The sequence below is a fragment of the Neobacillus cucumis genome, from assembly GCF_023715505.1.
The window spans coordinates 157,958-184,633 of sequence record NZ_JAMBOH010000004.1; the positions used below are offsets into that span (position 1 = coordinate 157,958).

Below are 26,676 nucleotides of genomic sequence, written 5' to 3' on the forward strand. Positions count from 1 at the left end.
GGGGAGTATTAAGTGTCATTTAATCGTGATTTTAATAAAGATCCGTTTATTGTAATCTGGGAACTAACACGTGCCTGTCAGCTAAAATGTCTGCACTGCCGTGCAGATGCCCAGTATACACGCGATCGACGTGAATTGTCCTTTGATGAAGGTAAAAACCTAATTGATCAAATATATGATATGAATAATCCCATCCTCGTTTTTACAGGTGGAGATCCTTTAATGAGACATGATATCTTTGATATTGCGAAATATGCAGTCGAAAAGGGAGTACGGGTATCGATGACTCCAAGTGCCACACCCAATGTAACAAAAGAAGCAATCCAAAAAGCAAAAGAAGTGGGTTTATCGCGCTGGGCCTTTAGTATTGATGGACCTAATGCAGAAATTCATGATCATTTTCGCGGAACGGCAGGTTCATTTGATTTAACAATGGAACGAATTAAGTACCTTCATGATCTGGAAATTCCTATTCAGATTAATACTGTCATCTCAAGGTATAATGTTGCATACTTAGACGAAATGGCTAAAATGGTCGAGGCTTTGAATTGTGTACTATGGAGCGTCTTTTTCCTCGTACCAACTGGTAGAGGCCAAGTAACTGATATGATCTCACCTGTAGAGCATGAAAAGGTCTTAAGGTGGCTTTATGACTTAAGCAAACGTGTTTCTTTTGATATCAAAACAACCGAAGCAATGCACTACCGCCGGGTTGTCATACAGCAAAAAATGCGTGAAGCACATACACAGGCGAATGAAATTGATTATTTATGTGCTCTGACTGAAAAAGGCCTAACAGGTTCAATTGATGGACTTGGACGTGCCCCGAAAGGTGTAAATGACGGGAACGGCTTTGTGTTTATATCACATATTGGCGATGTCTATCCAAGTGGACTTTTACCAGTAAAAGCAGGGAATGTTAGGGAAACGCCGTTAGCAGAAATCTATCGGGAATCTCCTATCTTCAAGGCTTTAAGAAATCCAGATGGATTTAAAGGAAAGTGCGGTGTGTGTGAGTTTCGTTATGTTTGCGGCGGATCTAGGTCAAGAGCCTATGCAATCACAGGAGATTACCTTGAGAGTGAACCATTCTGTGTTTATATTCCTAAAGCATTAAGAGAAAAAAAGGAACAAGAATAAACTATATAACAAGAGGCTGCCTCTTAACAGAGTCAGCCTTGAAATTAATCTATTCAATATTGCAATATACTGCAGAACAGTTTTCACAGCCAATTTCATCCTTTAAATATTGCAAATCTAAAATGGAGATTTTGCCTTTTTTAATAGAGATTTTTTTATCTCGTTTTAATTCACTTAAAATTCGATTTGTACTTTCGCGGGATGTACCGCAAAAATTAGCAAGCTCTTGATTGGTTAGAGGTAGATCTATTAAAATTTCTTGATTCTTTTGTATGCCATAACTATTGGACATCCTGATTAAGGTTGAGAATAAGGCACCGCGTTTGCCATTTAATACAAGATCACGGAATTTGGTCTGAGTTTTACGGAAATGGTCACTCATCCATTTCATAAATTCAAATGCCAGCTTACTGTTTTGAAAAATTTCACTTTCAATAATATCTTTATTAATGGCGACAATTTCGCCTTCTTCAAGTACTTTTGCACTTAGTAAATATCTGGGATTATCTGTGAATAAGGTTAATTCTCCGCAAATATCGTTTGGTCCGCAAATTCTTAGGGAAAGTTCACGGCCGTCAGATGTAATTTTACTGATTTGAATTTTACCGGAAAGAATAATGTAAAGCTCTTCTGCCACCATTCCTTCTTGAAAAAGAAAAGTTCCTCTTTCACTTTTAAATTTCCGATCTGCAAATGTAAGTAATTCCTTTATTTCAATTGAATGTGTTGGTTTCATTGTATAAGTCATTTATATCACCTCTTAATTATTTATAAACGAGTCAAATTTCGTATTTTAGTTTGTAATCTTATTCTAACTGATTACTGGTTCATAAAACGGAGTAAACAATGACAATATAGTGAAAACCCTTAGAAGGAAAAACCTAGAGTTTGGATGAAATTGTAGAGCATCTTTTCCAAAACAACCGTTTATTCAATTAGAAACATCTGTTAAAATTAGAATAGATATAAAATGTGTTTTAATAGTGAATAAAGTAACAGTCTTTTTCTTGTAATCCTGTTACACTTATCGTATAAGCTGCCTTTAATATAATGGAGTTGATATAAATGGAAAAAACCATTATTAAAGATAAATTAAACAGACCTTTACATGACTTACGAATTTCAGTCATTGACCGATGCAACTTTCGTTGTCAGTACTGTATGCCTGCAGAAAAATTTGGACCTGATTTTGAATTTCTCCCAAGAAATGCATTATTAACCTATGAGGAAATAGAACGGCTGGGAAAAATATTCGTCCATTTAGGTGTTGAGAAAATACGGCTAACTGGTGGTGAACCGCTTCTTCGTAAGGATTTACCTCTTCTAGTAGAAAAGCTTTCAGCAATCGAAGGGCTTAGCGATATCGGGTTAACCACAAATGGAGTGTTACTGCCGAAATTGGCAAAGGACTTAAAGATAGCTGGTCTTAAACGAGTAAATGTCAGCCTTGATACGTTAAACGATGAATTGTTTGGTCAAATTAATGGACGTGGAGTGGGGACCGCTCCCGTGTTGGAAGGCATTGAGGCAGCAAAACAGGCTGGTCTCGGGGTCAAAATCAATATGGTTGTTAAAAAAGGCTTAAATGATACAGAAATTATCCCAATGGCGGAATATTGTAAAAAACATAGCCTGGAATTACGCTATATTGAATTCATGGATGTGGGATCGACAAATGGCTGGAAAATGGATGATGTAGTGACAAAAAAGCAAATTTATCATTTGCTCAAGGGGCATTTCGAGCTTGACCCTGTTGGTCCTGCATACTTTGGTGAGGTAGCCAAGCTCTATAAATATAAAGATAAGGATGTTAATGTTGGTTTTATTACGTCTGTTTCTGAGTCATTCTGCTCCAGCTGTACTCGGTCAAGACTGTCTGCAAATGGACAAATTTTCACCTGCTTGTTTAATGGCAATGGTCACGATATACGAAATTTCATGAGAAATGGAGCAACGGATAAGGAAATAACCGAGCGGATTACCGCGATATGGAATGGCCGGGATGACAGATATTCGGATGAAAGAACAGCTGAAACCCATAAAAATCGAAAAAAAATTGAAATGTCCTATATTGGCGGATAACTCTCTTTTAAAAAGAGGGTTATTTTTTTACAAAAAAACACAACCCGCTGTGGAAGCGGGTTGACTTCGATTAGATTAAATATCTTGGGAATAAAATGTTGTTTTCAAGATGCACATGCATAAAGGTTAAGCCTTCCAATGCTTCTAAACGGGCATAAACTAAACGGTAAGTACCACAGGCATCTGCTGGAAGGGCAAAGTCAGCTGTAACAGCCCGGATTTGCCGTAAAATTTCTCCGGCATGGTCATGTTCTTTTTCTAGCTCGACAATCATCTTAATGGCTTCTTCAGGATTTGGAGCCGTACCATCCGCAAGCTGCTTTATAAGCGGGAACACAATTTCTTCTTCTTTTGCCATATGCTCAAGCAATTCCTTTTTAAACTCATAAAATAGCTCATTCATTTTAATAAGTTCCGGATGATGTTCACCGTGTACACGCGAAACCTTAGTAACATATGGGCTCAGCATTGTTAATTCTTCTTCAGAAACACGATGGTAATTATTAATAACATGATTAATAATGGTATAGGAGTCTGAGTCTGTCCACACATCTACATTTTTCTCAGTGTTTTCATACTTTTCAAAGACATCTTTTAATTCTTCGATGATATTGTTAACTTTTAGCCCGTTTTGTTCTGCAGCTTGTGATAGTGGGATATTTCCCCCGCAGCAAAAATCAATTCGGTTCTTCTTAAATATATCACTTGCTTTTGGAAGTTCGTTAACAATATCCCGAACTAATGAATTGGCTGTTATGGTGAAAGTCATGATAATTCCTCCTAAAGATAAGGTAAGTTATTTATGACTTAAGCATAATAGAAATATTGAATATTAAAGGTGACCTGTATCACACATTGGCTATGTTTTTTTCTTTTTCGTCTAATTTGTGACATTTGATACGTTTGTAAGTCTTCTATAGACTTATAATGAATATTAGCTGTTATAATCCATTACATATCTAACCAAAATTATCTGTTTTGAGGCAGGAGCTGATTTATTTGCTAGAAAGAAGAAACCCAATTCTGATTGGAGAAGCAGTAAAACAAATTATGAAACATCGAATAAGTGGCGTGACGGAATACGTTTCTATAAGTGAAAGCTATGGTCGTTATTTATCAGAAGATTTAATAGCTACGAGTAATGTTCCGCACTTTGATAGAGCACCATATGATGGCTTTGCAGTTCGTTCTATCGATACCCTTGAAGCATCCCAATCAAATCCGGTCGAATTTGAAGTAATCGACCACATTGGTGCCGGAATGGTCTCGTCTAAATTAGTTGGTGAAAACCAAGCTGTTCGGATTATGACAGGTGCGATGATGCCAAATGGAACAGATGCGGTTGTCATGTTTGAAGTTGCAAAAGACTATAAAAAAAATGGTATTCCATATATGTCCATTAAAAGACAAATTAATAAGGGTACGAATGTTTCTTTCATAGGAGAAGATGCTAAACAAGGCGAAGTTCTCGTTGAAAAAGGCACCTTGATTAACCCGGGAATACAAGCGATGTTGGCGACCTTTGGCTATAAAGAAGTTCCTGTAGCAAAAAAACCGCTTATCGGTCTATTTGCTACGGGTACCGAATTGTTAGAAGTAGATGAAGAATTAGTGCCCGGCAAAATTCGCAACAGTAATTCCTATATGATTGCAGCTCAAATTGAACGGGCAGGGGGAACAGTTCATTATTATGGGAAGTTGCCTGATGAATTTGATACGTGTTTTAAAGCAGTTAAAGATGCTTTAAGTGAAGTGGATATACTCATTACAACTGGGGGAGTATCGGTGGGTGACTTTGATTACCTGCCTGGGATTTATAAAAAACTTGGAGCAGAGGTATTATTTAATAAGGTAGCTATGCGCCCTGGCAGTGTAACTACAGTTGCCATTTATAATGGAAAAATCCTTTTTGGACTATCTGGTAACCCCTCAGCTTGTTATGTGGGATTTGAACTATTTACCCGTCCGATAATCCGGACACAGCTTTTTTCCAACAAACCCCATTTGCGAAAAGAAAAGGCTTTGCTTGAAGTTGATTTTCCTAAGGCCAATCCGTTTACTAGATTTGTCAGAAGCACCACCTTTATTGATGAAGGAAGGTTAAAATCAACCCCGAGCGGTTTGGATAAGTCCAACATTATTATGAGCTTGGCCAGTGCAAACTCATTAATGATCCTTCCTGGAGGAACAAGGGGATTTATGGCAGGAGATGAAGTCGAGGTATTGCTGCTTGAAGATCATGTTGGAAGTGTGTGGCCTTGGTAGAACCTTTTATTTTTCAGGTGGTTGGATTTCAAAATAGTGGGAAGACAACAATTATAACTAAACTAATAAAATTACTGACAGACCGAGGAATAAAAACCGTCACAATCAAACATCATGGACATGGCGGTAAACCTGACGTAATGGAAGGTAAAGATTCTTCAAGGCATCTAAGTTCAGGGGCGCTTGCTGCTATTGTCGAAGGCGGTGGAAGAATGATTCTACAGGCTGAAAGGCTGAACCTAAGCCTGGAAGACGAAATAGAGCTATTAAAATTCTATCAACCCGACGTCGTCTTAGTGGAAGGCTATAAACAGAAAGATTATCCTAAACTCCTTTTATTAAAAAAGAAAGAAGACTTGTATTTATTAAAATCATTAACCAATATTTGCGCAGTTGGGTATTGGTCTGACGCGCTGAACACTGAACATATACAACCATCTTTCTCGATTAACGATGTAGCAGTGATTAATTGGACTGCTGAATTAATTTTGAGGCATGTTCATAAAAAAGATGAAAAAATTTAATAAAATTGTCAAATATGTTACTTTTATCACAGTAATACAAACTGGTACAAATTATAATACTTGTAGGGGTAATATGGTTTGATAAAATAGGTAGTTTGATTTTGTACTGGACTTGCCGGTTCCAATCAGTGGATAGCTACTATAAAGAAGTTCAAAGTTAACATAGCATGATTGGTTCCGATGCATTTCCATTTCTATCAAAGCAATGTAAAGAAGGTAATTTGCCTTCTATTTTTCACATTTAATGTGATACTCTTCACTTTTTTTTCAGAACAGCTCTTTTATAGTAAGGCTATCAGGAAAAGGAGTGAGAAAAGATGAAATTATTTTTACCCAAACAACATGGCGCATGGGCAATGCTGATTATTCCCTTTTGGCTAGGTGTAATTAATGGTGGATATGTATGGCAGGACATCCCGTTTTTTATTGGCTGGCTTTTTTTATATTTAGCGACATATCCTATGCTCCTTTTATTTAAGAAGAAAAAAGTTCAATTTTATGCCAAATGGACCATTATTTATATGATACCTGCTTTAATAATGCTGGTGTTTCCTCTTCTTCAAAGGCCTGCTATCATCATCTTTGGACTATTGATGCTGCCGTTTTTTTTAATAAATGCTTACTATACGTCTAAAAATAAAGATCGTGCGTTTATGAATGATATGAGTGCAATCTTTGCATTTGCTATCGCTGGTTTAGCTAGCAGCTACTTGGGGCAAGGTTGGCTAAAACTGAAAACAATGATTTTTCCCTTTTTAACATCGGTGTTATTTTTTATGGGCTGTACCTTTTATGTGAAAACCATGATAAGAGAGAAGAAAAATGATATGTTCAAATGGATTTCATGGACATATCATCTTCTTGTAGTAGCTGCGTGGTTGTTTAGTGGCTTTTGGATAGTCGCGATTGCTTATATTCCAAGTTTACTGCGAGCTTATTTCTTTTATGGAAAAAAATTATCGCCACTGCAAATTGGCGTATATGAAATTATTAATTCGGCTCTCATCTTTATAATCCTTTCCATTCAGATTGTTACCTTAAATTAAAAAAATCGGTGAGTTGACCGATTTTTTTTGCCTATTTTTAATCAACTTTACATATTTCTACCGGGCAATCCTCACAATCAATTTCTCTTTTTAAATAATCAATATCATAAATGGTGATGAAACCTTTATCGATTGAAATAATATCTGCCTTTCTTAAATCACTAAGCAGCCGATTGACAACCTCACGGGAAGTACCACAGAAATTTGCCAGCTCTTGATTTGTAAAAGCTAATTCCACCAGAATCCCTTGATCCGTTTTCATCCCATAACTATTGCTAATACGAATAAGAGTCGAATACAACGCCCCTTTTTTACCATGAAGGACTAAATCACGAAATTTAGTTTGTGTCTTTCGAAATTGCAGGCTCATCCATTGGATGAATTCAAATGAAAGAGCAAGATTTTGGGATAGCTTTTCTTCTAAGACGTCCTTCATAATGACAGAAACTTCACCGCTCTCTACAACCCGTGCACTTAGTAAATATCGAGATGAAGGCGAAAATAAATTCAACTCTCCAACAAAGTCTCCTTTGGAGCACATTCTAATTGTTAGCTCTCTTCCGTCAGGAATAATTTTGCTGACTTGAAGGATCCCGCTTTGGACAATATACATTTCATCAGCTTGAGAACCCTCTTGAAAAAGAAACATCCCTTTTTCAATCTTTTTTATATGGTGGACCGTTTCAAAGAGATGTGATAATGTCACAGGCATTTCTTTTACTGACTGCATACTATAACCACCTTTAAAGGTACAAATTCAATTTCCAAAAAAATTCAAGTCGTGTTAATGAGATTCCCTAGATAATACTATAATTATATTGTTAACGAAGAATAATTATCAATATCTGTAGAATAAGTTCATATAATCGTCAAAACTTAAGTCTAACGGTATTACCTAGGAAATATTGTCGACATATGTGGAATTTGAAAGAATTTCCCTTTAATGCTGTTGCAGGCAAACGGAGATAATAAAAATGTACTGGAAAAGGGGGGATAAGAATGGGACAAAATCATCAATTTAAGCCAGGTAAAAAGGCACCTAATAATGGCTTTTATATTGAGGTTGGTGACTCTGGAAGCAATGTAACTAACCCGAAAAAGATAAAACTTAAAGCGGGAGACTCATTTCCTGAGACATCAAATGATGATCGCGTTTGGAGCTACGTTCGAAAACCTTAATAAGTTTTAAAAAAAGTCATCTATTTGGATGGCTTTTCTTCTGTCATTATTTTACTTATTCTAATAAATTTTTTATAATAATATTAATAGGTCAAAAAAGGTCAAAAAGGAGTGAGGGAAATGGACCTAAACCGAATGACAGAGCGTATGCAAAATGGCATTATGGATGCACAGGTTTTAGCGATAAAGGAAAATCATCAAGAGATTGATGAACTTCATTTGTTATTATCGCTTATAAATCAGGAAGATAGTTTAATTGCTGCTATTTTAGAAAAAGCAGGCTTACCGGCGGATAGGGTAAAGAAGTCTTTATTGGGAGAATTAACCAAAAAACCACAGGTAACAGGAAGCGGTGTCGAACAGGGAAAACTTTATATTACCTCTAAACTGCAAAAGTTACTAGTAAGTGCCGAGGAGTTTGCATCTAAATTTTCGGATGAATTCATTTCTGTTGAACACATACTGTTAGCTGCCGTTTATGCAAATGATTCACATATGAAAAAAATCATTCAAACATACGGTCTAACACCGGAAATGATTTTAAAAGCAATAAAGGAAATAAGGGGGAACCAAAGAGTGACATCACAAAATCCAGAAGCGGGATATGATGCTCTTAAAAAGTATGGCCGAGACCTTGTAGCTGAAGCAACAAGCGGCAAAATCGATCCAGTCATCGGCAGAGACGCTGAAATTCGTAATGTGATTAGAATTTTATCACGTAAAACAAAGAATAATCCTGTCTTAATCGGTGAACCAGGGGTTGGGAAAACAGCAATTGTCGAGGGATTAGCCCAAAGAATTGTGAGAAAAGATGTTCCAGAAGGACTTAAGGATAAAACTATTTTTTCATTAGACATGAGTGCATTAATTGCCGGGGCAAAATTCCGCGGTGAATTTGAGGAACGGCTTAAAGCGGTCTTAAATGAAATTAAGAAAAGCGAAGGACGTATTTTGTTATTTATCGACGAAATTCACACCATTGTTGGTGCAGGTAAAACTGAAGGGGCCATGGATGCCGGAAATATGTTAAAACCGATGCTTGCCAGAGGGGAACTTCATTGTATTGGGGCAACGACACTTGATGAGCACCGGAAATATATAGAAAAAGATCCTGCCCTTGAAAGGCGTTTTCAGCAAGTATTGGTTCAAGAACCAAATGTAGAAGATACAATCTCCATATTAAGGGGACTAAAGGAACGCTTTGAGGTTCATCATGGGGTAAAGATTCACGATCATGCCTTAGTGGCAGCGGCCACATTGTCAGACCGCTATATTACAGACCGGTTTTTACCTGATAAGGCAATTGACCTTGTCGATGAAGCCTGTGCCATGATTCGTACGGAAATTGACTCCATGCCTACGGAACTTGATGAAGTGACACGCAGGGTCATGCAGCTGGAAATTGAAGAGGCAGCACTTCGGAAAGAAAGTGATGAAGGAAGTAAATTAAGACTTGAATCCTTATTAAAAGAACTGGCTGATTTGAAAGAACAAGCAGATACGATGAAGGCAAAATGGATGCAGGAGAAACAAACCATTCAAAAATTGCAGGAGAAAAGGGAGCAGCTTGAAAAACTTCGCCGCGAGCTTCAAGCATCAGAAGATCGATATGATTTAAATCGGGCAGCTGAATTAAGACATGGACAAATCCCTTTAATGGAAAAAGAACTTAAACAATTGGAGGAAAAATCAGAAAAGAATGAGCGGCTGCTCCGTGAAGAAGTAACTGGGGAGGAAATTTCAAATATCGTCTCAAGATGGACAGGAATACCACTTTCCAAGCTAGTCGAAGGGGAAAGAGAAAAATTACTTAAATTAGAATCCATTCTTCATCAACGGGTGATAGGCCAAAATGAGGCAGTTAGCTTGGTGTCGGATGCGGTTTTAAGAGCGAGGGCTGGTATTAAAGACCCGAACCGTCCAATTGGATCATTTTTATTTTTAGGTCCGACTGGCGTAGGGAAAACAGAACTTGCGAAGGCGCTCGCTGAGTCCTTATTTGACAGTGAAGAGCATATAATAAGAATAGATATGTCGGAATATATGGAGAAACATGCGGTTTCTCGATTAATTGGTGCACCTCCGGGATATGTAGGGTATGAAGAAGGAGGCCAGTTGACAGAAGCTGTAAGAAGAAGACCCTATTCTGTTATTTTGATGGATGAAATAGAAAAGGCGCATCCGGAAGTATTTAATATTCTCTTGCAGGCCCTTGATGATGGCCGAATTACTGATTCGCAAGGTCGAGTGGTAGATTTTAAAAACACCGTCATTATTATGACTTCCAATATCGGCTCCCACTTCCTACTCGATAGAAGTGAAAATGAGATTGAAATTTCAGATGAAACAAGGGAGAAGGTCATGAGTCAATTAAGGTCTCATTTCCGACCGGAATTCTTAAATCGAATTGATGAGACGATCCTCTTTAAACCTTTATCATTAGGGGAGATAAAGAATATTGTTGTAAAGATGCTGATCGATTTGCAAAATAGGTTAAAACAGCAGCAAATTAATATCACGATAAGTGAAGATGCGAAGGAATTTATTGCTGTAAATGGATTTGATCCTATTTATGGGGCACGGCCTTTGAAACGGTATATCCAAAGGAATATCGAAACGAAGCTTGCACGTGAAATCATTGCAGGGAAGATACATGATCAATCAACGGTTGACATCTCCATTGCTGAGGGTGAGGTATCTATAAAAGTACAAGAAAAGTAGTTAAAACAGAAAAAAAGGTCCTCCAGTTTGCTTGGAAGACCTTTTTTATTAATGATTTTCTACAGGTTCATTTGGAATCACAGCTGTAGCAATGAGAATTAATATGGTTACCCCAACAGCAGCAATAGAACCTTGAGCAAAATTATATTCTGCACCGGCTGTCATTGAACTAACAACATATGTAAGCATTTGCACTAAAAGGAAAGACCAGAAAAAAGTCCAAAAAATACGCACTCATTTTCACCTCTTACTTATTATACATTAATTTAAATACTACCATACAATACAGAAAAAATATATAAAAAACAATTTTCTGATTTATGTTTTCAAGTTCTGAAAAAAATGGGCAAACTCCCTTTCAACTTATGTGAAACGGCATACAATACCTTGAGGAATTATGTAAAAGGAGATTTAGCGATGGAGAATCGTAATTTTCAGATGGATACCCAATGGAATATCATTCATTACCCCGAAATGCCTACAGGATTTGGGATCCTAATAATTGGAGATGAAAGGCACTTTGTCGATGAAAGCAAATGCTTTTGGACGCAAAACGAAGGAAAGCAGGCAATTATCAATGAATTAAAAGATGCCGGGTACACCATTTTTTCCTCAAATCTTTATGGGCGAAACTGGGGGAGCGAAAATGCTGTCGAGCTTGCTCAAAGGTTATATCAGCATGTAATTAGAAGTGAAATTCTTAATAATAAAATTCATGTTTTAGCAGAAGGAATGGGGGCGTTAGTGGCTGTAAAGCTATTAGAAAAGATGAAGGGGTCAATTCGTTCAGTAGTCCTGCTTAATCCCATTCTTTCCCTAAAACATCATTTAGAACAAGAAAAAGAGCATAAGTTCTTTTATAAAAAATTAATGAGGGAATTAATTGCTGCACATCAACTCGACCAGTCTACCCTCGAAAATGAAATATTCAACATGGAAGAAATGGTTCATCTTGATTTTGACTGTCCGATAAGGATTATCCAAGTTTTAGCTGGCGGGAGATCGTACACTCAATCAAAACTTTATCAAAAAATCCTTAATACCCCAAAGATAGATCCAACCTTCATTCTACCCGAAAAAAAACCTCAGCTCGGAACCATGGTTATCAAATTTTTTAACAGTCATGAATCAGTACTATAATGGTAAGCCTCCCCAAAATGAAATAATTCCTATTAATAGAGCATAGGATTCATTAAGGTTATTTTGGGGAGGAAGATGTAATGGACAAGGCTATTATTTTTGGTATTTATAATTTTGTTAGTTTTCATATGGGAAGTACGCTCTTAAATAAGGGTTTAGAGGTTATTGGCCTTCATATTGGTGAAGCTCCGTTTCTTGAGGAGAAAAGGCTGGAGGTAGGCAGGAATGCAAACTTTAAGGAAATCTCCATATCACAATTAGATGCTTACAGAGAAGATGACACCGCTAAAACAACGTTGATCATTTCACTTTACGATTTATATATCTTGAATACTGAAACCATTTTACAAAAACAAACCGTTACAAGCTTAGAACAATATATTGAAAAAAATAAAAATCTGACTGATATTATATTCATCCTGCCAATCCAATTACTAATTTCTAATGAGGCACAGGCTTTGCGGACATTTATTGAGCATGCGATTGCCTGGCGGAAGAAAAACCGTTTTTATTATTTACCAGCCATTTATGGTCCTTGGCAGCCGTCCATGTTTACTTTCCAACAAGCACTGATGGCAAAAAGGGACGATAGCGTAATTAGGGCAAGTAAACGAGAATGGACTGGCGATATCCTATTTGTGGATGATGCGGTCGAAGCTATACTGGCATCGAGCGAAAATTCAGATGCTGTGGACAATATGAACTTTTTGATAGAAAGCGGTAAAGAGAATTATTGGGTTCAGTGTGCGGAGCAGTTGAAATTAGATAAAGTGATTATAGAAGGTGTACAATCTGAACAATTGGAAATAGATAAAACGATTAAACGAGTAACAGTAAAAAGGGTAACCCCATTCAATAATTCGATTGAAGAACAAATAGAAATAGTGAAGCGTTTAATTTAAATTTTTCTAATGTGCTTAATAAGGAATAATTCCTAATTAAATACACTGAACAAGTTGGTATTCGAGACTTTTCAATTAATTGTTCTAGGGTTAAAATAGAAAGAAAACAAGACGTATTTTACAATTTGGGTATATAATGGAAAGGGTGTCGTACAAAGGGGTTGCAGCAAATGGTAAACCGTTTCGGTATCATTCTCTTATGTCTTCTCCTACTGGCGGCATGCGGAGAACCAAAAGCTTCGGGAAAGTTATATAAGGTTGGCTTGTTAGTCCCTGAAACGATCAATGACCAGGTGTGGGGAACAAAGGGGTTTAATGGGATGCTAAAAATCCAATCGAAATTTCATGTGGAAGTATTTTATAAAGAAGGAATGACTTCTCAGGCTGTGGTCGAACAAGCGGTGAAAGAATTTGACCAAAAAGGTGTAAATCTTATTTTTGGTCATGGATCTGAGTACGCCGAATTCTTTAATAATATTTCAAAACAGTATCCTAACATCCACTTTGTCAGCTTTAACGGTGATGCAAAGAACAAGAACACCACCAGTTTAACCTTTAAATCCCATGCAATGGGTTTTTTCGGTGGAATGGTTGCAGCCCATATGTCCCATACTAATAAGGTCGGTGTTTTGGCCGCATATGAATGGCAGCCAGAAATTGAAGGGTTTTATCAAGGGGCATTGGCAGAAAATAAAGATACCAAGGTTAGTATTGAATATGTTGAAAATTGGGATGACAAGCAGAAAGCAATTCAGTTGGCCGACCAAATGCTGAAAAATGGTGTCGATGTGGTCTACCCAGCAGGGAATGGATTTAATGTACCTGTTATCGAGCAGGTCAAAGAACACGGGTTATATGTGATTGGCTATGTTTCTGAACAGTCTGATTTAGGTGAATCAACTGTTTTAACAAGTACCATTCAACAGGTTAACAAATTGTATGTAAAGGTTGCAGAGCAATATAGTAATGGGAATTTACATTCCGGTAATCTTTCATATGATTTTCAAGATAACGTTATTTCCCTTGGGAAGTTTAGCCCATTGGTCTCGAAGGAATTTATTGGTCAATTGAATCGGCAAATTGACCACTATAAGAAAACAGGAGAATTACCTAAATAATTTAATCAAAGGAGTACATAAAGTGAACAATCAAGACAATACACTACAATTTATGCAAATCGCAATGAAATATTTACCGGAAGCAAAAGAGCAATTAGATCAAGCAGGTGTTGAACTGTCCATGGAGCTCATTCAGCCCTTTATGAATTTATTCTCTAAGGTAATGCAGGAAGCATACGAGCTTGGTAAGGAGGATGCTCTTAAGGAGAGTCTAAGTAAATAAGCTGCCAGTTGTTGGCAGCTTATTTTTTTTTCCATAATTGCTCAATGAATGGGTATACTTTATTAAACAATGGCCTTAACCCGCGAACTGAATCAACTAAAGTATCGATATTCGTCATTAGTGCCTCATAATCAATGCTAGAATCTTGTTTAGGTTCTGAATGGTGCTGAGATTTTTGCCCATTGTTATCACTCCTAGGGCCAAACATTAAATTAGTAAATCGGTCTTCCTTTATCTGCTCTTCCCTTTCTTCTTGATTTTCAAATTCCTGCCCATCCTCAAAATCTGCCATACCTTTCCTTCCTCCCCTAAAAATACCTTTTAATGTAGAATATGTGTCAACAAATAAAAGGTATGCACATTAGCGGATTATAATTAGGAAGAAACAGTTGCTTAAAAGAGGAGGAGTTTGATAAAATTAGTACCAAGTCATAATAATTGATATTAATCCTAAAAAATAGATAGGGTCTGATCAAAAATTAAAGGAGATGGAATAATGAGAGCTGGTATTGTTGGAATGGGCAGATATTTACCTGAAAAAATTCTCACCAATCATGATTTAGAAAAGATGATGGATACCTCTGATCAATGGATAAGAACCATGACAGGGATTGAAGAAAGAAGAATAGCTGCCGATGATGAAACCACATCTGATATGGCATTTGCTGCTGCTCAAAAAGCAATCCAAGATGCCGGTATAACCCCGAAGGATATTGATTTAATATTGGTAGCGACTGTAACACCTGATTCTCCATTTCCATCCGTTGCTTGCCGAATCCAAGAAAGATTAGGCGCTACAAAAGCGGCAGCAATGGATATTAGTGCTGCATGTGCTGGATTTATGTACGGTATTATAACAGGTAAACAATTTATTGAGTCCCAGGCTTACAAATATGTATTAGTTGTAGGTGTTGAAAAGCTTTCAAAGATAACTGACTGGAATGATCGGAATACTGCTGTCTTATTTGGCGACGGTGCCGGTGCAGCCATTATTGGACCTGTTTCTGAAAATCGTGGGATCTTATCATTTGAATTAGGTGCTGATGGAACTGGGTCAAAACACCTATATCAAGACGAGTACATTATCATGAATGGCCGAGAGGTCTTTAAATTTGCTGTTAGACAAATGGGAGAAAGTTGTATAAATGTACTTGAAAAAGCGGGGTTAACAAAAGAAGATGTCGATTTCTTAATCCCGCATCAAGCAAACATTCGGATTATGGAGGCATCAAGACAAAGATTGGAATTACCAATCGAAAAGATGTCAAAGACGGTAAATAAATATGGTAATACTTCAGCCGCATCCATTCCTATTTCATTGATAGAGGATATTGAAGCAGGTAGAGTCAAAGATGATGACCTAATTGTTATGGTTGGCTTTGGCGGCGGCTTAACTTGGGGCGCCATTGCGATGCGCTGGGGAAAATAAGGGACGAATGATTATTATTTTTGGATAAATAGATTGAAAAAGGAGATGTCTAAATGGAAAAGAGAAGGGTCGTTGTTACAGGAATTGGTGCAGTCACACCGCTTGGAAACGATGTTGAGACCACATGGAAAGGGATTCTAGAAGGTAAGTCCGGTGTCGGACCGATGACAAGAGTAAATGCAGATGAATACCCGGCAAAGGTCGCTGCCGAAGTAAAAGACTTTAATCCGGAAGCTTTTATGGATAAAAAAGACGCACGTAAAATGGACCGTTTTACACAGTTTGCTGTTGCCTCGGCATTAATGGCAGTTCAGGATGCCAATTTGACGATAAATGAAGAAAACTCACATAGAGTGGGTGTTTGGATTGGTTCGGGTATCGGCGGGATGGAAACATTTGAAAACCAATTTGAAATATTCCAAAAAAGAGGATATAAGCGCGTAAGTCCTTTCTTTGTTCCAATGTTGATTCCTGATATGGCAACAGGTCAAGTTTCTATTATACTTGGTGCCAGAGGCTTCAATTCATGTACAGTAACAGCGTGTGCAACAGGAACTAACTCCATTGGTGACGCATTTAAGGTCATTCAGCGTGGAGATGCCGATGCGATGGTAACGGGCGGAGCAGAAGCACCGATTACGAAAATGTCAGTTGCAGGATTTTGTGCGAATACTGCCCTTTCAACAAATCCAGATCCTAAAACTGCCAGCAGACCATTTGATAAAAATCGCGATGGATTTGTCATTGGTGAAGGTGCGGGTATCGTGGTATTAGAAGAATTAGAGCATGCCCTAGCACGCGGAGCAAAAATTTACGCTGAGATTGTCGGATACGGAGCAACTGGAGATGCCTATCATATTACTGCTCCAGCACCAGGCGGTGAAGGTGGTGCCCGGGCGATGAAAATGGCGATAAATGACGCTGGTTTAGCACCAGAGGATATTGATTATGTTAATGCTCATGGAACCAGTACGGATTATAATGATAAGTATGAGACACTTGCAGTAAAAGAAGTATTCGGTGATCACGCCTATAAATTTGCAATCAGTTCGACAAAGTCCATGACAGGCCACCTTCTCGGTGCTGCAGGGGGAGTAGAAGCAATTTTTACTGTATTGGCGATGAGAGATAGTATCCTTCCACCAACTATCAACTATGAGACACCTGACCCAGAGTGTGATTTGGATTATGTAGTAAATACAGCACGCTCGAAAGAAATCAAAGCAGCGATGAGCAATTCACTTGGCTTTGGCGGTCACAACGCCACAATAGTCTTTAAAAAATACGAATAAGAGAAGATACAGGCCTGACGCAAAGTTTGGCCTGTTTTTTGTTTTTAATGATACTCCCCATGATTGGTCGAACTTATTAAAAAAAATTTCATAAAATGGCCAGAAGACGTAAATACGTTTATGGGGTGACGGAATGGGAATCATTAGGACTGATCAATGGCTTGAGGAGGATTTTGATAATCCATTAAAAATTTGTGAAAAGCTTCTTCCTTATTTTAAAGGGCAAACAGAAAGAGAAATATATCGCGAGTTAATGCATTTTGGAATGTACCAGCCGTCTCGATCCACTAAAAAAAATCAACTAGAGATGCTCAAACAGCAGTCATGGGATAAAGTAGAAAAAATTTTCGCTAAATATAAAAATAGATGGAGTGGTCCGGATATCCCTATTTTCCTCTTTCCGATTGCACAGGCTGGCGGTTTTTTTAAAAAAGAGGAAAAAGGAAAAGCGGGGGTGTCCTTCCCGGATAAAATGTTTCTATTTCTATCGAATTATGATAATCCGAAAGATGTCGAAGCACTCTTTGTTCATGAATACCATCATGTTTGCAGAATGCGCTTGTTAGATAAGAATATAGGGGACTACACGCTACTAGATTCTCTAATAATTGAAGGGCTGGCAGAATATACTGTATTAAAATATTGCGGGAGTGAATATTTAGCCGCCTGGTGCGGTATGTATTCTGAAAAGGAGATAAAAAAGTTTTGGAATCGATATCTTAAAAATCAGCTAGGAATAAACAAAAAGGAGAGAGTACACGATGAACTCCTATATGGAGGTGGAAGGGTTCCCAGACTATTAGGCTATGCAGCAGGATTTTATCTTATTGAAAATTATTACAAAAAGAGCCATTATTCTACAAAGTTATCTTTCACTACACCTGCTGAAAGTTATCTAAAAGGGATGGATCTATTTTAGTTAATAATTGAATGATTTATTAGAGACCGATGAATTCCCTCAAACCAATCCAAAATCTACCATGACGAGTGGTAGTTTTTTATGGATATGACTTTTTAAAATGGAATTGGATCAAAATATATATAGAGGAATAATTTAACTGAGGTCTGACCATACTGATTGACAAATAGTTTCTTGAAGTGAGGGGATGTACATGTTGTATCTTCATGATGTTTGGGTAAATTGGTTTGAAGGTGAAGAAAATGGATATAATGTTTGCCACTTTCATGAATGGCGTAAGGATGACGGAGTAGAGCTGTTAGATCAAGTGCCGCTACTTAAAGTTGAGCCGCTTCTTTTTGATTATATTGAGAATGATCTATCCGAGTTACCTCAACAGCTTCTCGATGATATTTATCAAAAAGCATACTTAAGAAAAAACCATGAAAGAATTCAAATGGACTATTGCTTCGTAGTTACGGACGGGACGGGAATATTAGCAGTTGATACAATTGGCTACAATATTCCAATTCGAAAAAGCAGATTAATACCTAGACAGGAACAGCTTGTTTACGAAATGATAAGCCAGCATGAAGCGAAACCATATCATTTTTACGCCCAGCCTAAAACAAAGGACTTTCATATACTATCACCAGAACCGGATTTGATGAGAGGGTTAACAAGAAAAGAACGACAGTTAAAACAACTACTATTTATGGCACTTGATCAACTTTTAACTTCCAACAATCAAGCAGAGGTAAGGTATTGGTACACTGAATGGTGTCCAGAGCAATATTCTACCATTCAAGAAATGAATTTTGAAGAAGCTTGGGAACAATTATTTGAAGAAACAAAGTATGGCTGGTCAAAACGCCATGAAACATTCTGTGAAAATTTAATAAAAGGGCAGCCCTTCTTTGAAAAACTTTGGGAGATGGAACACGGTCCAAAGGTTAATTAAAAAGCCTGACTGCAAAAGGTATGTCCCGCATACCTTTTGCCCGTCAGGCTTTTAGTTATTTATCTTTTCTTCCTGCCTAGCCCCATCGCATTTTCCATCTTCTTCAATGTTCTGCTGGCAACCTGGTTGGCTTTTTCAGCTCCGCGGTCTAAAATATCATCCAGCTCATTTGATTTTAACAAATTGTAGTATCTCTCTTGGATAGGTTTTAGAAAATCAACCACTACCTCTGCCAAATCGCCTTTGAAATCCCCGTAGCCTTTTCCAGCGTACATTTCTTCCAGCTCTTCAATTGTTTTTCCGCCAAGAATGGAATATATCGATAACAGGTTAGAAACGCCAGGTTTATTCACCGCGTCAAACTTAACAATTCCTTCCGAGTCTGTAACCGCACTCTTAATTTTCTTCACAATTTGATTTGGCTCATCTAAAGGAGTAATAAACGCCTTTTTATTCGGATCGGACTTACTCATCTTTTTTGTCGGTTCTTGAAGTGACATAATACGGGCACCGACCTTAGGTAAGCTGATTTCAGGAATGGTAAGAATATCATTATATTTTTTATTAAATCTCTCCGCCAAATCTCTTGTTAACTCCATATGCTGTTTTTGGTCCTCACCAACAGGAACAAGATCTGTGTTATATAAAAGGATATCAGCTGCCATCAACGGCGGATAAGTTAACAAGCTTGCAGAAACGGCTTCTTTACCTGATGATTTATCCTTAAATTGTGTCATCCGCTCAAGTTCTCCTATATAGGAAATACATTGCATAACCCATCCAGCTTGTGCGTGAGCAGGAACCTCAGATTGAATAAATAAAGTTGCCTTTTCCGGATCAATTCCAACAGCAAGATATAAGGCAGCTAAACTACGGATATTTTTCCTAAGTGTTTGTGGATCCTGGGGCACTGTAATGGCGTGCTGGTCCACAATACAAAAGAAACAATTGTATTCGTGTTGTAATTCTACGAATTGTTTCATAGCCCCAATATAGTTCCCAAGTGTTATGGTGCCACTTGGCTGAATACCTGAAAAAATTGTTTTCATTGTGTTTCTTCCTCCTAAAAATATATAAAAAAAACCATTCATCCCTAAAAAACTATAGGGACGAATGGTTCGCGGTACCACCCTAAATTACTCAAAATGAGTCACTCAGTTTCAAAACATCTATTATAGATATTTTGAATTCCTCTTAACGCAAGGTTAACGTCTGCTCCTACTGATTCAATCCCAAAGGATAAAAGGTTCAGGCAGAGGCTCAAAAGTCCATTCCGTATTTTTTCGTGTTTGTTTTCACCGGCCACAAACTCTCTGAATCGAAGGGAAATACGTACTACTCTTTATCAATGCTTTTAAAATTTTTATGCGGTTAGTCACATTATAGCTGAAAGCAAACATTGATTTCAAGTTAGTTAAGCATAATAGACAATTAGAGCGGCTGTCATCAACAGACCAGTAATCAGCCCATGAAGAAGGAGGGGCTTTTCATTTATTGTGATTAATTCCGATAATCCTGGAATGTCCTCGAATCTCCTTTTTTCTTCCTTCCGTGATAACACATAATTAAATGATTTTGACATGACATCATAAAATCCGCTATGGATGGTGAAGAGCAGTAAAGATAACAAAATGTACCCTGCAGTAACGAAAAAAGATATATCGATATAGCTATTTAAGGTGATATTATGGTGGAAAATAAGCGAGATTATGACAATCATTAACTGCGTAATTGAAAGAATTATTAGGTTTTTCTTGAAGTTCGTTTTCAAGAGATTCCCCCCAAAAAGATTGATTTAACAGGTATATCAAATGCAAAGTATACAAAAAATTACTGTATAAGTCTAAATTATATCATAGTCAATTGTAATCATTATGTAATGTATGTTTGGAAAATGTAATTTAATTTTCAAAAAGTAATGTACAATTTGTTAAAAATATGTATAATAGAGAATGTAGTAATTTTTCAGAATAATAGAAAAGGGAGGTCTACTAGTGAAGAAATCAAAACTTTCACTACTTTTAGTACTATCACTAGTACTTAGCATGTTCTTAGCAGCATGTTCTGGCGGCGATAAGAAAGACACAAGTTCGTCTAATAGTAAAAACACTGGTGATTCAGAGCAATTAGCTGATTCGCAGGAAATAAACGTTCTTGAATCTGCTGAAATTCCTAACATGGATAGCGTTATGAACGAAGATGTACTTGGCAGCGAGATGGTAACACAGGTAACAGCAGGGTTATACCGTTTAGATCAAACCGGTACTAAAGTAATTCCTGATGTTGCTGATGGTGAACCTCAATTTAATGCTGATAAAACAGTATTGACCATTAAATTAAAAAACAATGTAAAATGGTCAAACGGTGACCCTGTTACCGCAAATGACTTTGTTTATTCTTGGCGCCGTGCGATTGATCCAAAGGTAGCTTCACCATACGGCCCGTATTTCATGATGGATAAAATCAAAAATGCGACTGAGATCGTAAATGGTAAGGCTAAAGTTGAAGATTTAGGTGTTAAAGCAGTTGACGATTATACATTAGAAGTTACGTTAGTAAGACCACTACCGTACATCGAGTCTTTCTTGACATTCTCACTTTTCTATCCACAAAACCAAAAGTATGTTGAGTCACAAGGCGCTAACTATGCAAAAGATGCTGACCACCTGTTATACAGTGGTCCATTTAAAATGACAAAATGGGATGGCCCGCAGGCAACTGAATGGGTTATGGAAAAGAATGCTGATTATTGGGATGCTAAAAACGTAACATTAACGAAAATTAACTTTAATGTTTCAAAAGATCCTCAGGCATCTGTTAATGCATTCTCTGCTGGTGAAGCGGATATCACTCCAAAGCTTGCACAAGCAGCGATTATTTCTCAATATGAAGGTGCGGAAGAATTAGTTCGTTACCTCGAACCATCTATGTGGTGGTTGAAGATGAACGAAAAGAACCCTGCGTTGAAAAACGTGAATATTCGTAAAGCTATTGCATTAGCAATTGATAAAGAATCACTTGTTAAGGACGTGCTGGCTAACGGTTCTGTCGCAGCCAATTACCTTGTACCAAAAGAGTTTGCATTCAATAATGGCAAAGACTTCCGTGATGGAGCGGGATCTTATCTAAAAACTGATAAGGATGAAGCAAAGAAGCTTTGGGAACAAGGTCTAAAAGAAACTGGACTTAAAGATGTTACTTTCACCTTCGTTGGTCAAGATACTGAGACTGCGAAGAAAGAAGATGCGTTCATTAAAGACCAATTGGAGAAAACACTGCCAGGAATGAAAGTTAATATCCAAAGTGTTCCTTTTAAAATTCGTATTGACCGTGAAGATAAACAAGATTATGATATATTACATGCTGGTTGGGGACCTGACTATGCTGATCCAATGACATTCATGGATCTATTCTTAACTGGCGGCGGCCAAAACCACATGAGCTACGGAAATCCAAAATATGATAAATTAATTAGGGATGCACAAGGTCCTTTAGCTGCTAAAGCTGATGAGCGTTGGAAAGCTCTTCAAGATGCTGAAAAAATTCTATTAGAAGATGATGCAGCATTTGCACCGCTTTATCAGCGTGCGGTAAACCTACTAGTTAATCCAAAAGTAAAAGGTTTGCAACACAATGCCTATTCTGATTTCAGTTTCCAATGGGTTAAAGTGTATAAATAGTATCAATTTCTAATCAAATAAGAAGAGAGTATATTATTCAATATACTCTCTTTTTACCTGTATCAGAATTGTCGAACAAAGTCGAAAATTCAATTAATTAGGAGGTGTAGGCATGGCGAAATATCTTTTACAACGGATTTTCTACATGATTTTAACTTTATTCATTGTTGTATCTATAACCTTTTTCCTCATGAAATTAATTCCAGGTACGCCTTTTAATAACTGGGAAAAACTCACGGAAGCCCAACGTAATATTCTGAATGCCAAGTATGGATTAAGTGATCCATTGCCAGTACAATACTTTCATTATATGGTGAATATGTTTAAAGGTGATTTAGGTATCTCCTTCCAATTTAACAATACCCCTGTCACAGAACTTCTTGCCCAGCGAATCCAACCTTCCGCAATTCTTGGTGTGCAGTCAATGGTTGTAGGGGCACTATTAGGGATCTTATTAGGAGTTATCGGTGCGCTGAAACAAAATACTTGGGTAGACTATGGTGCAACTTTCATAGCTGTTATTGGAAAGTCTATTCCTTCTTTTATTTTTGCGGGATTACTACAATATTATGTCGCCGTTAAATTAGAATGGTTCCCAGTTATGTTTTGGAGAGGGCCGGAATACACAGTACTTCCTACAATCGCTTTAGCGATGTTTCCAATCTCTATTGCGGCCCGTTTCATGAGAACAGAAATGGTTGAAGTTTTAGGTTCAGATTACATTACCTTGGCTAAAGCAAAAGGGGCCAGCTTTTGGCAAATTAGTTTAAAGCATGCACTGCGTAATGCTTTAATTCCAGTAGTAACAGTAATGGGTCCGTTAACTGTCAGCCTTATGACAGGTTCTTTAGTAATAGAGAATATCTTTGGAATTCCAGGTATTGGAGAACAATTCGTAAAATCAATTATGGTAAATGACTATCCAGTCATTATGGGTACAAATATATTATTTGCAGTATTATTCGTATTTGTAATATTAATAGTCGATATTCTTTACGGTATTATTGACCCGCGTATACGGATTTCGGGGGGGAAGAGTTAAATGGTAAACAAAGAAACTAGCATCTCAAAAGAAATGTTTGCACCTGCCAATATCGATCCTTCCAAAAGTGAAAAAATTGCTAAGCCAAGCTTAAATTTTTGGCAGGACTCATGGCTTAGGCTTAGAAAAAATAAAGGTGCTGTTGTCAGTTTGGTAGTAATCGTCATTTTGGTAATATTGGCATTAGTAGGTCCATATTTAACGCCATACCAATTTGATACGCAAGTTGCCAAAAATAATAATCTGCCGCCGCGTGTTCAAGGTTTAGAAAATGTCCATTGGCTTCCGTTTGATGGTACCTTAACTAGAAGAAACGGTACCGAATATAATGCTTATGAAGTCCGCAATGTTAAAGAATATTATTGGCTGGGGACAGACGGCCTTGGCCGGGATATTTTTGCCCGTCTTTGGAAAGGTACGCAAATTTCTCTTTTCATTGCATTTATGGCTGCGTTAGTCGATATGCTTATTGGTGTAACCTATGGAGCTGTTTCTGGTTATATTGGTGGAAGAGTAGATAGTGTCATGCAGCGGATTCTCGAGGTTATAGTTGGGATTCCAAACTTAATCGTTGCGGTATTAATGATTCTTGTATTGAAGCCGGGAATAACCCCAATTATCATTGCAATCACACTTACAAGTTGGACGAGTATGGCTCGTGTTGTTCGTGCGCAGGTGCTGAAGTTTAAAAACCAGGAATTTGTACTGGCAGCTAAAACATTGGGTGCCTCAAATAGTTCAATTATCTTTAAACACATGATTCCAAACATGTTTGGTGTTATCATAATTAACACGATGTTTTCTATTCCAAATGCGATCTTTTTTGAAGCGTTCTTAAGCTTTATCGGTTTAGGGCTTCAAGAACCAAACGCATCTTTAGGTACATTGGTGAATGACGGATTTAAATCAATGATTGCTTTTCCATATCAGATGGTTGTTCCATCAATCATGATTGCAGTAATTATGGTTTGCTTTAACTTAGTAGCTGATGGATTACGGGATGCCCTTGATCCAAAAATGCGTGATTAGAAGGCAGGTGAATAAGAATGGATAAAATTTTAGAAGTTAAGGATTTAAATATATCGTTTCATACTTTTTCAGGTGAGGTAAAAGCTATTCGCGGTGTCAGCTTCGATTTAATAAAAGGGGAGACTTTGGCGATTGTTGGTGAATCTGGTTCTGGTAAATCGGTTACGTCTAAATCAATCATGGGTCTGCTTCCTGCACAAAATTCTGAGATTAAAAGTGGTCATATCCTTTTTGGTGGGAAGGATTTAACGAAGTTGTCAGATAAGCAAATGCAAAAGATCCGCGGTCATGAAATATCAATGATTTTCCAAGACCCGATGACTTCACTAAACCCAACTATGAAAATAGGAAATCAAATCACGGAGCCGTTAATAAAACATCAAAATATGAGCAAACATGCGGCAAAAGAAAGAGCAATAGAGCTTCTAAGACTTGTGGGAATTCCCAAGCCTGAAATTCGGGTGAATCAATATCCTCATCAGTTCTCAGGAGGAATGAGACAAAGGGTAGTTATCGCGATTGCACTTGCATGTAATCCTAAAGTTCTGATCGCTGATGAACCTACAACTGCACTTGACGTTACGATTCAAGCCCAAATCCTTGAATTAATGAAAGATCTGCAAAAGAAGATTGATACTTCGATTATTTTTATTACACATGATCTTGGAGTTGTGGCAAATGTTGCTGATAGGGTGGCGGTAATGTATGGAGGTAAGATTGTAGAAATTGGGACCTCGGATGAGATTTTCTACAATCCGCAGCATCCGTATACATGGGGACTAATAAGCTCAATGCCTGACATGGAAACAGATGATGAAGAGCTATATTCCATTCCAGGAACACCTCCTGATTTATTAGATCCGCCAAAAGGGGATGCATTTGCACCTCGTAATCCTTATGCTATGAAAATTGATTTAGTACAAGAGCCTCCTTTCTTTAAGGTTTCAGAAACACATTATGCTGCAACATGGCTATTGCATCCCGACGCACCAAAGGTTGAACCTCCAGAGACAGTGAAGAGGCGCCAAAGTCAATACCAAGGGGTAAAGGGGGGGAAGTAAATGGCTGAAGGAAAGAAACTGCTTGAAATCAAAAATTTAAAGCAATATTTTAATGAAGGAAAACCAAATGAGGTTAAAGCGGTAGATAATGTTTCTTTTGATATATACCAAGGAGAAGTAATGGGATTAGTAGGTGAGTCAGGATGTGGAAAATCTACAACGGGCCGTACGATTATCCGATTATATGATGCTACTGGCGGCGAGGTTTTATATGACGGTATAAACGTACATGGAAAAAAATCAAAAAATGATTTAAAAAAATTCAACCGTAAAATGCAAATGATTTTTCAGGATCCATATGCTTCACTAAACCCAAGGTTAAAGATTGCCGATGTAATTGCAGAGGGAATCGATATTCATGGTTTGGCAAAAACGCGAGAAGAGCGCATGAACCGTGTATATGAGCTGCTGGAAACTGTTGGTTTAAATAGAGAGCACGCCAATCGCTATCCACATGAATTTAGCGGAGGGCAGCGACAACGAATTGGAATTGCCAGAGCGCTAGCTGTTGAGCCTGAATTTATTATTGCTGATGAACCAATCTCTGCATTAGACGTATCAATTCAAGCACAAGTAGTTAATTTAATGAAAAAGCTTCAAAAAGAAAAAGGGTTAACCTATCTATTTATTGCCCATGATTTATCAATGGTTAAATATATAAGTGACCGGATCGGTGTAATGTATTTTGGTAAGATGGTCGAGCTTGCACCTGCAGATGAGCTTTATAAAAATCCACTTCACCCATATACACAGTCACTATTATCAGCAATACCTGCTCCTGATCCAATTAGTGAGCGAACAAGAAAACGTAAAACCTATGATCCTGCATGTCACAATTATGCAGATAATGAATCCATTGAATTTAGGGAAGTAACTCCCGGGCACTTTGTCCTTTGTTCAGAAAAAGAATTCAAACAAATTCAAGAAAATTCTAAGAAATAGAA

General features: G+C 37.5%; 27 protein-coding genes and 1 other annotated feature. Of the genes, 20 read left to right on the top strand and 7 right to left on the bottom strand.

The features are described from left to right. Positions 1-12: 12 nt before the first annotated feature. A complete protein-coding gene (locus M3226_RS08120) occupies positions 13-1,140 on the top strand; it encodes a TIGR04053 family radical SAM/SPASM domain-containing protein (RefSeq protein WP_251564228.1) in 1,128 nt (375 codons plus the stop codon). 49 nt (positions 1,141-1,189) lie between these two features. Here M3226_RS08120 and M3226_RS08125 read toward each other — a convergent pair whose 3' ends face one another. Beyond that, positions 1,190-1,888, bottom strand: coding sequence for a Crp/Fnr family transcriptional regulator (locus M3226_RS08125; RefSeq protein WP_251564230.1), 699 nt, complete (start codon positions 1,886-1,888; stop codon positions 1,190-1,192). Positions 1,889-2,205: 317 nt separating this feature from the next. Between M3226_RS08125 and moaA the strand changes: the two genes are divergently transcribed. Next, on the top strand, positions 2,206-3,222 hold the full coding sequence (gene moaA, locus M3226_RS08130; RefSeq protein WP_251564232.1) for a GTP 3',8-cyclase MoaA: 1,017 nt from the start codon (positions 2,206-2,208) through the stop codon (positions 3,220-3,222). Positions 3,223-3,292: 70 nt separating this feature from the next. On the opposite strand, the gene ric is transcribed toward moaA, so the two are convergent. After that, a complete protein-coding gene (gene ric, locus M3226_RS08135; RefSeq protein ID WP_251564234.1) occupies positions 3,293-3,991 on the bottom strand; it encodes an iron-sulfur cluster repair di-iron protein in 699 nt (232 codons plus the stop codon). 230 nt (positions 3,992-4,221) lie between these two features. Between ric and M3226_RS08140 the strand changes: the two genes are divergently transcribed. The 3 genes from M3226_RS08140 (at position 4,222) to M3226_RS08150 (ending at position 7,057) form a co-directional block, all read left to right on the top strand. Beyond that, positions 4,222-5,487, top strand: coding sequence for a molybdopterin molybdotransferase MoeA (locus tag M3226_RS08140; RefSeq protein ID WP_251564236.1), 1,266 nt, complete (start codon positions 4,222-4,224; stop codon positions 5,485-5,487). Next, on the top strand, positions 5,475-6,011 hold the full coding sequence (gene mobB / locus M3226_RS08145; RefSeq protein WP_251564238.1) for a molybdopterin-guanine dinucleotide biosynthesis protein B: 537 nt from the start codon (positions 5,475-5,477) through the stop codon (positions 6,009-6,011). Before M3226_RS08140 ends, mobB begins: the two co-directional genes overlap by 13 nt. 317 nt (positions 6,012-6,328) lie before the next feature. Then, positions 6,329-7,057, top strand: coding sequence for a YwiC-like family protein (locus M3226_RS08150; protein WP_251564240.1), 729 nt, complete (start codon positions 6,329-6,331; stop codon positions 7,055-7,057). Positions 7,058-7,094: 37 nt separating this feature from the next. Here M3226_RS08150 and M3226_RS08155 read toward each other — a convergent pair whose 3' ends face one another. After that, positions 7,095-7,787: a Crp/Fnr family transcriptional regulator gene (locus M3226_RS08155; protein WP_374110573.1), complete on the bottom strand. Its 693-nt coding sequence runs from the start codon at positions 7,785-7,787 to the stop codon at positions 7,095-7,097. A gap of 269 nt (positions 7,788-8,056) precedes the next feature. Here M3226_RS08155 and M3226_RS08160 point away from each other — a divergent pair, with 269 nt between their 5' ends. After that, the gene (locus tag M3226_RS08160) at positions 8,057-8,236 is read left to right on the top strand and encodes a YjzC family protein (RefSeq protein ID WP_098528344.1); all 180 of its coding nucleotides are present in this window, start codon (positions 8,057-8,059) and stop codon (positions 8,234-8,236) included. Between the two features lie 120 nt (positions 8,237-8,356). Further along, positions 8,357-10,957, top strand: coding sequence for an ATP-dependent chaperone ClpB (gene clpB / locus M3226_RS08165; protein WP_251564242.1), 2,601 nt, complete (start codon positions 8,357-8,359; stop codon positions 10,955-10,957). A gap of 48 nt (positions 10,958-11,005) precedes the next feature. Here the strand turns inward: clpB and M3226_RS08170 are convergent, their stop codons facing one another. Then, the gene (locus M3226_RS08170) at positions 11,006-11,191 is read right to left on the bottom strand and encodes a YjzD family protein (RefSeq protein WP_098528346.1); all 186 of its coding nucleotides are present in this window, start codon (positions 11,189-11,191) and stop codon (positions 11,006-11,008) included. Positions 11,192-11,374: 183 nt separating this feature from the next. Between M3226_RS08170 and M3226_RS08175 the strand changes: the two genes are divergently transcribed. The 4 genes from M3226_RS08175 (at position 11,375) to M3226_RS08190 (ending at position 14,340) form a co-directional block, all read left to right on the top strand. After that, a complete protein-coding gene (locus M3226_RS08175) occupies positions 11,375-12,097 on the top strand; it encodes a hydrolase (RefSeq protein WP_251564244.1) in 723 nt (240 codons plus the stop codon). An 80-nt stretch (positions 12,098-12,177) separates the two neighbouring features. After that, positions 12,178-12,999 (top strand): hypothetical protein, encoded by an 822-nt coding sequence (locus M3226_RS08180; RefSeq protein WP_251564246.1) that lies wholly within the window; start codon positions 12,178-12,180, stop codon positions 12,997-12,999. A 170-nt stretch (positions 13,000-13,169) separates the two neighbouring features. Next, complete coding sequence (locus tag M3226_RS08185) at positions 13,170-14,117, top strand: BMP family ABC transporter substrate-binding protein (RefSeq protein ID WP_251564248.1); 948 nt, start codon at positions 13,170-13,172, stop codon at positions 14,115-14,117. Between the two features lie 22 nt (positions 14,118-14,139). Further along, positions 14,140-14,340 carry a ComZ family protein gene (locus tag M3226_RS08190; protein ID WP_261380761.1) on the top strand — a complete coding sequence of 67 codons (201 nt, stop codon included), beginning with the start codon at positions 14,140-14,142 and terminating at the stop codon, positions 14,338-14,340. 19 nt (positions 14,341-14,359) lie between these two features. Here the strand turns inward: M3226_RS08190 and M3226_RS08195 are convergent, their stop codons facing one another. Continuing rightward, on the bottom strand, positions 14,360-14,632 hold the full coding sequence (locus M3226_RS08195; protein WP_251564249.1) for a hypothetical protein: 273 nt from the start codon (positions 14,630-14,632) through the stop codon (positions 14,360-14,362). Between the two features lie 204 nt (positions 14,633-14,836). Here M3226_RS08195 and M3226_RS08200 point away from each other — a divergent pair, with 204 nt between their 5' ends. The 4 genes from M3226_RS08200 (at position 14,837) to M3226_RS08215 (ending at position 18,920) form a co-directional block, all read left to right on the top strand. Beyond that, positions 14,837-15,769, top strand: coding sequence for a beta-ketoacyl-ACP synthase III (locus M3226_RS08200; protein WP_144567467.1), 933 nt, complete (start codon positions 14,837-14,839; stop codon positions 15,767-15,769). 53 nt (positions 15,770-15,822) lie between these two features. Further along, on the top strand, positions 15,823-17,061 hold the full coding sequence (gene fabF / locus M3226_RS08205; RefSeq protein WP_251564251.1) for a beta-ketoacyl-ACP synthase II: 1,239 nt from the start codon (positions 15,823-15,825) through the stop codon (positions 17,059-17,061). Between the two features lie 133 nt (positions 17,062-17,194). Beyond that, on the top strand, positions 17,195-17,980 hold the full coding sequence (locus M3226_RS08210) for a DUF2268 domain-containing protein (RefSeq protein WP_251564253.1): 786 nt from the start codon (positions 17,195-17,197) through the stop codon (positions 17,978-17,980). Between the two features lie 193 nt (positions 17,981-18,173). Beyond that, on the top strand, positions 18,174-18,920 hold the full coding sequence (locus tag M3226_RS08215) for a YjbA family protein (protein WP_144567470.1): 747 nt from the start codon (positions 18,174-18,176) through the stop codon (positions 18,918-18,920). A gap of 59 nt (positions 18,921-18,979) precedes the next feature. Here the strand turns inward: M3226_RS08215 and trpS are convergent, their stop codons facing one another. After that, positions 18,980-19,969: a tryptophan--tRNA ligase gene (gene trpS, locus M3226_RS08220; RefSeq protein ID WP_251564255.1), complete on the bottom strand. Its 990-nt coding sequence runs from the start codon at positions 19,967-19,969 to the stop codon at positions 18,980-18,982. Positions 19,970-20,022: 53 nt separating this feature from the next. Next, positions 20,023-20,278: a binding site (T-box leader), on the bottom strand. A gap of 56 nt (positions 20,279-20,334) precedes the next feature. Continuing rightward, positions 20,335-20,691 carry a DUF3899 domain-containing protein gene (locus tag M3226_RS08225; protein WP_251564257.1) on the bottom strand — a complete coding sequence of 119 codons (357 nt, stop codon included), beginning with the start codon at positions 20,689-20,691 and terminating at the stop codon, positions 20,335-20,337. A gap of 223 nt (positions 20,692-20,914) precedes the next feature. Between M3226_RS08225 and M3226_RS08230 the strand changes: the two genes are divergently transcribed. From M3226_RS08230 to M3226_RS08250, 5 genes are all read left to right on the top strand, one after another. Further along, positions 20,915-22,600 (top strand): peptide ABC transporter substrate-binding protein, encoded by a 1,686-nt coding sequence (locus M3226_RS08230; RefSeq protein WP_251564258.1) that lies wholly within the window; start codon positions 20,915-20,917, stop codon positions 22,598-22,600. Between the two features lie 112 nt (positions 22,601-22,712). Continuing rightward, positions 22,713-23,642 (top strand): oligopeptide ABC transporter permease, encoded by a 930-nt coding sequence (gene opp3b / locus M3226_RS08235; protein ID WP_251564260.1) that lies wholly within the window; start codon positions 22,713-22,715, stop codon positions 23,640-23,642. Beyond that, on the top strand, positions 23,643-24,671 hold the full coding sequence (gene opp3C, locus M3226_RS08240; protein WP_251564261.1) for an oligopeptide ABC transporter permease: 1,029 nt from the start codon (positions 23,643-23,645) through the stop codon (positions 24,669-24,671). 17 nt (positions 24,672-24,688) lie between these two features. After that, the gene (locus M3226_RS08245) at positions 24,689-25,732 is read left to right on the top strand and encodes an ABC transporter ATP-binding protein (RefSeq protein ID WP_251564263.1); all 1,044 of its coding nucleotides are present in this window, start codon (positions 24,689-24,691) and stop codon (positions 25,730-25,732) included. Then, positions 25,733-26,674 carry an ABC transporter ATP-binding protein gene (locus M3226_RS08250; RefSeq protein WP_251564265.1) on the top strand — a complete coding sequence of 314 codons (942 nt, stop codon included), beginning with the start codon at positions 25,733-25,735 and terminating at the stop codon, positions 26,672-26,674. Positions 26,675-26,676 lie beyond the last annotated feature (2 nt).